The sequence below is a fragment of the Thiogranum sp. genome, from assembly GCF_058323355.1.
The window spans coordinates 1-6,618 of record NZ_JBTTIO010000010.1 but is presented as its reverse complement, the minus strand read 5'-3'; the positions used below and the strand labels follow the sequence as shown (position 1 = coordinate 6,618).

The window sequence follows — 6,618 nt, the reverse complement described above, 5'->3', positions numbered from 1 at the left end:
ATTGATCCGGGCCGTTCGGCCCGGATCAATCGAGTCTGACCCCTTTGAAATACGCTGCACTCGCAATGAACGGAGATACACGGACGGGAACCGGGATGACAGCGCAAGTTCTTAAACCAGAAGAATATTTTATCACTGAAGAGCCTTACTATGAGCCCGTAGGCGACGAGATCGAGGTCTTCGAGGCGGCCTGGGCCAACCAGTTGCCGGTACTGCTCAAGGGGCCGACCGGCTGTGGCAAGACCCGCTTCATGGAGCACATGGCGTGGCGGCTGAAACGGCCGCTGATCACAGTCTCCTGTCACGACGATCTGACAGCCTCGGATCTGGTCGGGCGTTTCCTGATCAGCGGCGGTGAAACAGTGTGGGTGGATGGCCCGCTGGCGAGGGCTGTGCGGGCCGGCGGAATCTGTTATCTGGATGAAATTGTCGAGGCGCGCAAGGATACCACCGTGGTCATTCACCCACTGGCGGATGATCGGCGCGTGCTGCCGATGGAGAAACTGGGCGAGTTGCTGGAAGCCAGCGACGATTTCTGTATGGCAATCTCCTATAACCCCGGCTACCAGAGTGTCCTGAAAGACCTGAAACAGAGCACGCGGCAACGTTTCGTGGCGCTGGAATTCGATTACCCGGCGACCGAACTGGAAACAAAAATCATCGCCAGCGAGACCGGCATCGAACCCGAAACCGCGGCACAACTGGTGAAATTCGCCCGGATGACCCGTAACCTGAAGGGCAGCGGGCTGGAAGAAGGTGCCAGTACCCGTTTGCTGGTGCATGCCGCCAAGCTGATGAAAAGTGGCGTTTCCCCGGTGGTGGCCTGCCGTTGCAGTATTGCCGAGGCTCTGACCGATGACGGAGAAATGCTGGCAGCGGTCAATGAATTGAGCGCCTCGGTATTCTGATGAGGCTTGCATCGTCGGATCAACCGGTATGACAAGTCGCTGTCTGCTCCCCTGAATCATGGTCGAACTTCGCAGCATTCCTGAAACCGCCCGCCTTGATGCGTGCGTTGCCACGCCGGTCGATGACTATGAACTGCTCGACTTCGGCCATGGCCGCAAACTGGAGCGCTGGGGCGAATATGTTGTCGAAACCCGTGACGCGCTGGCAATCGGTGAATCAGCCACCAAAGGCTGGCAGGCGGACTGGATCTACGTGGATGACGTCGGCCATGCAGGGCAGTGGGAGCCAACCCGCAGCGGTTTGCCACGGGAATGGCCTGTCAGCGTGGCAGGTGTCACGGTTTCCTGTCGGCTCGAACCGCGCGGACGGGTCGGTTTGCGCGGGCGCGACCTGCCCTGTGCGCAGTGGGTGCGCGAGCGTATCGAAGGCTGCTATGACCTGGAAGATATCAGCCTGCTGAATTTGTTTGGCGGCAACGGTTTCGTGAGTGCGCAGGCGGTGATGGCCGGCGCTTCCGTCGTGCACGTCGATGCCGACCCGGACATGCTGGAGCTGGCGCGCGCCCAGGCCGGTGTGCAGCACGTGGACTATGTGCAGGAAAATGTCATGGACTATGTCGAGGACCTGCTGCGCCGGCAGCGCCGCTTCGACATGATTGTGTTGCCGATTCCCGCGTTGGGCCACGGTCCAAAAGGCCAGTTGTGGGACCGCGAAGTGGATATGCCCCGGCTGGTGAAATACCTGCCCCGGCTGGTGAGTGACAACTGCCTGGGCATCTGGCTGTCGACCGATGGCGGCGCTATCACCTGGAAGGCCGAAAGTCTGGGGCAGTTATTGCAGGAAGTGTTGCCGGGCTGCACCATCGAGCCGGTTGCTATCGGGGTGGCAACCGCAGCGGGTCGCTGCATGCCGGCCGGTGTCGGGGCGCGCTGGTTCGATGACACGGATTTTCTCCAGACCGGAGACGTGCCGCTGACGGCCGCGCAACTGGAAGAGCGTCTCGACGTGCACATGGTGTCTCTGGGCGCCGCCGAGGAACCGGCGCGTGCACTTGCCGAACATCCGCGGACACAACAGGATTTTGTGTTGCGTTGTGCCGGCATGGTGGCGCGCACCAGCTCCGGCATGGCGTACAACTTCGTGGTCCACGTGTGCAGCGCGCTGAGGCTGATGGACGAGGCGGGTGTCGAAGCCTGGTTGATGTCGTGCATGGACATCTACGACACGCGCGGCCTGCATCCTGCTGTCGCGGCGTTCAGGGAAGTCGAAACCTTTGCGCGTGAATACAAGGCCCGTCGCAGTGGCCTGGCGCTGGATGATGTCATCAACATTCTCGAAGCCTTTGTGCAGGGCCTCAACGGACGGCGCCTGAAAGTGGAAGTGGGTGAATACACCTTCACCGACACAGAAACCCTGTTCCTGCCGTCTTCGGTCAACATCGCTTCGGATCGCGATGAAAATTTCCAGTTATACAAGGCCATGGTGGTTCACCAGTGGGCGCAGACCTGGGCCGGAACCTGGCGGGTTGATGTCGGCGAGGCGCTTTCGCCATATCCCGACTACGCGCGGGCGCTGGCCTGTTTTCATGCACTGGAAACCCTGCGTCTGGATGCGCTGGTACGCCGCCAGTTGCCGGGTGTGTACCGGCACATGCAGGCCTTCAGGAAACCGTCGGGTGACACGCTGTCGGACGAGTGGCGTGCCGCGCAGGCACGTCTTGAGCAAGAAACCGCCCGTGTCGAGGACAGTCTCGCACTGTTGCCCGGCCTGATTGACACGACACCACCGCCGGTGGCGCCGTATGAAGGCGTGTTGCGTCCCGCCGATGTGGCGCGTGTGCGTGCGGCGCGCATCGAGACGGACAAGCAGGCATTCCGCCTCGGCTTACTGAAAATGCAAAACGATATTGAAACATCGCGCGAACAGCATGAAGCAGAACTCACGGCAGAGGATGATGAAACGGTGGACGATGAGAGCAGCCCCCCGTTCAGGCTGCGTGAAGTGGAGTCACAGCAAACGCCGGACGGGTTCAGTTATGAAATCGAACTCGACGGCCGACCGCTGGATGTGCCCGACAACGTCAAGGGCACCATGGCGTCCATCCTTCAGGACCTGGGTGAGATCCCCGAGGATTATCTGCAGGCCGCGGGCGATGGTGTGTACTACGCTGGCGAAATCGATCAGCCCCGTTCCGAGGATGTCTGGAAAGGTACCTATCACGAAGAAGGTGCATTCCTCTATAACGAGTGGGACTACGAACGACAGAACTACCGCAAGAACTGGGCGGTGCTGCGCGAAATGGATGTGCACCCCGGGGACGATAACTTCGTCAACGAGACCCTGTACAAGTATCGCGGGCTGGCGATGGAACTGCGCCGCACCTTTGAAGCCCTGCGCGGTGAAGACAAGCTGTTGAAGAAACAGCCTTACGGTGACGATGTCGACATCGACGCACTGGTTGAGGCGCTGGCCGATATGCAGCATGGCGCGGAAATGAGCGAACGCCTGTTCACCAAAATGCACAAAATGGAACGCAATATTGCCGTCATGTTCATGGTCGACATGAGCGGCTCCACCAAGGGCTGGATCAACGACGCCGAGCGTGAGGCGCTGGTGCTGCTCTGCGAAGCGCTGGAGACACTGGGCGACCGCTACGCCATCTACGGCTTTTCCGGCATGACGCGCAAGCGCTGTGAAGTCTACCGGGTGAAACGTTTCGACGAGCCTTACGGCGATGAGGTGCGTGCGCGTATCAGTGGCATTCAGCCGAAGGACTATACACGCATGGGCGTGACCATCCGCCACCTCACCAGCCTGCTCAACGACGTCGAGGCGCGCACCAGGCTGCTCATCACCCTGTCCGACGGCAAGCCCGACGACTACGACACCTACCGCGGAGCCTATGGCATTGAAGACACGCGTATGGCATTGATCGAGGCAAAGCGCAGCGGCATCCACCCGTTCTGTATCACCATCGATACCGAGGCGAAGGATTACCTGCCGCATATGTACGGCGCGGTGAACTACGCGGTGATCGATGAAGTGCGCAAACTGCCATTGAAAGTGTCGGATATTTACCGGCGGTTGACGACCTGAAAAATAAATGACAACCGCCTGCAAGCCGGTCGGTGTTTGATGATAATCTCCTTGCTGAGGGTGAGCGCGTTGGCTATGTACGTGACGCATTGATGAACGCACATGACGCATGAATAAACTGCACCGCTTGTTTGAGTTGCACCGGCTGTTGAGCCAACGGCGCCGGCCGGTGTCGTTGCAGGTGATTTGCGAGCACATGGAATGCTCGGAATCCACAGCGCGCCGGTTGGTACATGCCCTGCGTGACGACATGAATGCGCCGCTTGAATATGACCGCGCACAACGCGGCTGGCACTATGACGACGCGCCCGGTCAGCGTTATGAATTGCCGGGCCTGTGGTTCTCGCCCGAAGAACTGTATGCATTGATGGTGTCCTGGCAGTTGTTATCCGAACTCCAGCCCGGACTGGCGAGCCGTTACATCGAACCCGCGCGGGATAAAATAGAACAGTTGTTGCGACAGCACGGCGGGAATAGCGCGGATATCGGCCGGCGTATCCGCATTCTGCAAATGGCAGCGAGACCGGCCGACCTCAAATTGTTTCAACAACTCAGTCGTGCATTATTTGAACGCCGCCGCATCCGCATGCTCTACCATGGCCGCGAACGCGACAAAACGACCGAGCGCGATGTGTCTCCGCAGCGCCTTGTCTACTACCGCAGCAACTGGTATCTCGATGCCTGGTGCCACCTGAGAAAAGACCTGCGCAGCTTCTCGCTGGATCGACTTCACCTGGTCGATACGCTGGCGCAGGCGGCGCGCGAATGCAGTGATAAGCTGCTCGACGGCCACTTTACCCGAGCCTATGGCATTTTCGCCGGCGAACCTGAAAATACCGCAGTACTGCGCTTTACTCCGGATGCCGCGCGCTGGGTGGCCGACGAACAATGGCACCCGGCGCAACAGGGCAAGACACTGAAAAATGGCGGGTTTGAGCTGCGCATTCCGTACAGTGACCCACGCGAACTGATGATGGATATCCTCAAATACGGGCCGGAGGTTGAGGTTCTCAAGCCGAAAAAATTGCGGGACGCCATTGTGGAGCGGTTAAAGGCTGCGTCCCGGCAATACCGAAAAAAACACCGGTCCTGAAGCGGGCTACCATAAGCCAAAGATTGCGCTCAGGCTGCGTTCAACCGCAGCCATTTCGCTGTCATCAAGCCGGGTCAGCGGGCCTTGGCCGATACGTGTTCTATCGAGTGCGCGAGGTTGGTCGACAATCACCTGGCAGTCCTTGAGCAGACGATCACGTGCCGGGATGGTGATGCGCCATTTGCTGAATTCTGTATAAACCCGGGTTGTCAGGGGCAGGATAACGATCATCGGCGTGCCGGCCGCCGTGAGTTCGTCATTCTGCATGATCAGTACCGGCCGGATTTTACTCACCCCGCGGCCCCGCGATGAGTTCAGGTTGGCGACCCAGACCTCACCCCGCCGCACTATTTCCACCACGGGTCATCCGCGGGGGAATCCAGGGTCTCGTTTTCAACCGTCAGGAAATCATCCGCGATGGCCTGAGCATCCTGGCGGAGATCGGCATTGGCGTAACCTGCCCGGGCTTCCGCCACGAAATCGCGCAGAAAACGTTCCTTTTCCTTGCGCGCCAGGTAGTCTGCGACAGCGTCGCGCACCAGTTCGGAGCGGGACTTGTTCTCGCGAGAGGCTTCCTCCTCCAGCTGCTTGTCGAGATCGTCCGGTATGCGCAGGCTAAGAGTGCTCATGAGTTGTATGGCCCGATGTATGCTTATATCGAGTACGGCTGAACCCGTCGATTCCCTGGTCTTTGACGGCATTGGTGTCAGGCTGATCAAAGGCAGATTGAAGGCAAAACTGGATCCGGTAAATAACACCGGCTATATCGAAGCGAAGTGGAAGGATGAGTTCGGCACCTGGCAGTATCATCAAAACACATTCGTCAATCTGCTATTTCCAACCGGTCTGCGTATCGGGCCTTCGGCAACACAGACCGAGCTGATTGGCCCGGTGGACCCAATTGTAATTAATGTTTACAAACAGGGCGACACCCAGGCAGGCCCGCCGTTCACGCCAACCACATTCACTCTGCTGGCTGCCTGGGGACCGGCTGAAGTCAGGTTAAACGGCCGTCCCTTTGACAACCCCTTTGATGGCGCCGCTCCATTGTGGAGTGGTCGCCTGGTGATCAGGGAAGGTGTACGCAACGAGGAGGATAACAGTGTACGCAATCTCGATGGCAGCGTTTTTGATATGTCGGATCCCTCCCTGGGGCTGGTGGATCACGATGACCTGGAAGCAGATCTGTTCTTTATGGATGGCCTGGATCTGTCTCCGAACACAAACTTTCCACCGACTAATTCGTTTTTCTATCACATCGTGTTTGAAAAGGTGGAGGTTGAGATCGGTCACTGATTCGTTATCGATGTATAAAGAGGCCGTGGCGGGTTGTGTTCCGGTGCGGGTAGGGTATCGTGAATGCTTTCATATCAGGTCTTTCAGACGCCCCTGGATAAAGTCGATGAACAATCGTACCTTGGCGTGTTGATGGCGCCGGTGCTGGTAGACAGCGTAGATGCCGGCACTGCCGCAATCATGGTCGGGTAACAAGTGTACCAGGCGACCCGCCTTGATATCGT

7 protein-coding genes are annotated in these 6,618 nt (G+C 58.6%); 4 read left to right on the top strand and 3 right to left on the bottom strand.

The window, feature by feature from the left end; genetic code table 11:
* The first annotated feature begins 95 nt into the window (after nucleotides 1-95).
* From ACW81B_RS02385 to ACW81B_RS02375, 3 genes are all read left to right on the top strand, one after another.
* Nucleotides 96-908 (top strand): CbbQ/NirQ/NorQ/GpvN family protein, encoded by an 813-nt coding sequence (locus ACW81B_RS02385; protein WP_491578603.1) that lies wholly within the window; start codon nucleotides 96-98, stop codon nucleotides 906-908.
* A 58-nt stretch (nucleotides 909-966) separates the two neighbouring features.
* Nucleotides 967-4,005, top strand: coding sequence for a hypothetical protein (locus ACW81B_RS02380; RefSeq protein ID WP_491578602.1), 3,039 nt, complete (start codon nucleotides 967-969; stop codon nucleotides 4,003-4,005).
* A 109-nt stretch (nucleotides 4,006-4,114) separates the two neighbouring features.
* Nucleotides 4,115-5,098, top strand: coding sequence for a helix-turn-helix transcriptional regulator (locus ACW81B_RS02375; RefSeq protein ID WP_491578601.1), 984 nt, complete (start codon nucleotides 4,115-4,117; stop codon nucleotides 5,096-5,098).
* A gap of 6 nt (nucleotides 5,099-5,104) precedes the next feature.
* Here ACW81B_RS02375 and ACW81B_RS02370 read toward each other — a convergent pair whose 3' ends face one another.
* Both ACW81B_RS02370 and ACW81B_RS02365 read right to left on the bottom strand, forming a co-directional pair.
* Entirely contained in the window at nucleotides 5,105-5,458 is a 354-nt protein-coding gene (locus ACW81B_RS02370; RefSeq protein WP_491578600.1) for a type II toxin-antitoxin system PemK/MazF family toxin, read from the bottom strand.
* Nucleotides 5,446-5,727 (bottom strand): ribbon-helix-helix protein, CopG family, encoded by a 282-nt coding sequence (locus ACW81B_RS02365; RefSeq protein WP_491578599.1) that lies wholly within the window; start codon nucleotides 5,725-5,727, stop codon nucleotides 5,446-5,448. The genes ACW81B_RS02370 and ACW81B_RS02365 overlap by 13 nt, the downstream gene beginning before the upstream one ends.
* Nucleotides 5,728-5,746: 19 nt before the next feature.
* On the opposite strand from ACW81B_RS02365, the gene ACW81B_RS02360 reads away from it, so the two are divergent.
* Entirely contained in the window at nucleotides 5,747-6,394 is a 648-nt protein-coding gene (locus tag ACW81B_RS02360; protein ID WP_491578598.1) for a hypothetical protein, read from the top strand.
* Between the two features lie 69 nt (nucleotides 6,395-6,463).
* Here the strand turns inward: ACW81B_RS02360 and ACW81B_RS02355 are convergent, their stop codons facing one another.
* On the bottom strand, nucleotides 6,464-6,613 hold the full coding sequence (locus ACW81B_RS02355) for a LysR substrate-binding domain-containing protein (protein ID WP_491578604.1): 150 nt from the start codon (nucleotides 6,611-6,613) through the stop codon (nucleotides 6,464-6,466).
* Nucleotides 6,614-6,618 lie beyond the last annotated feature (5 nt).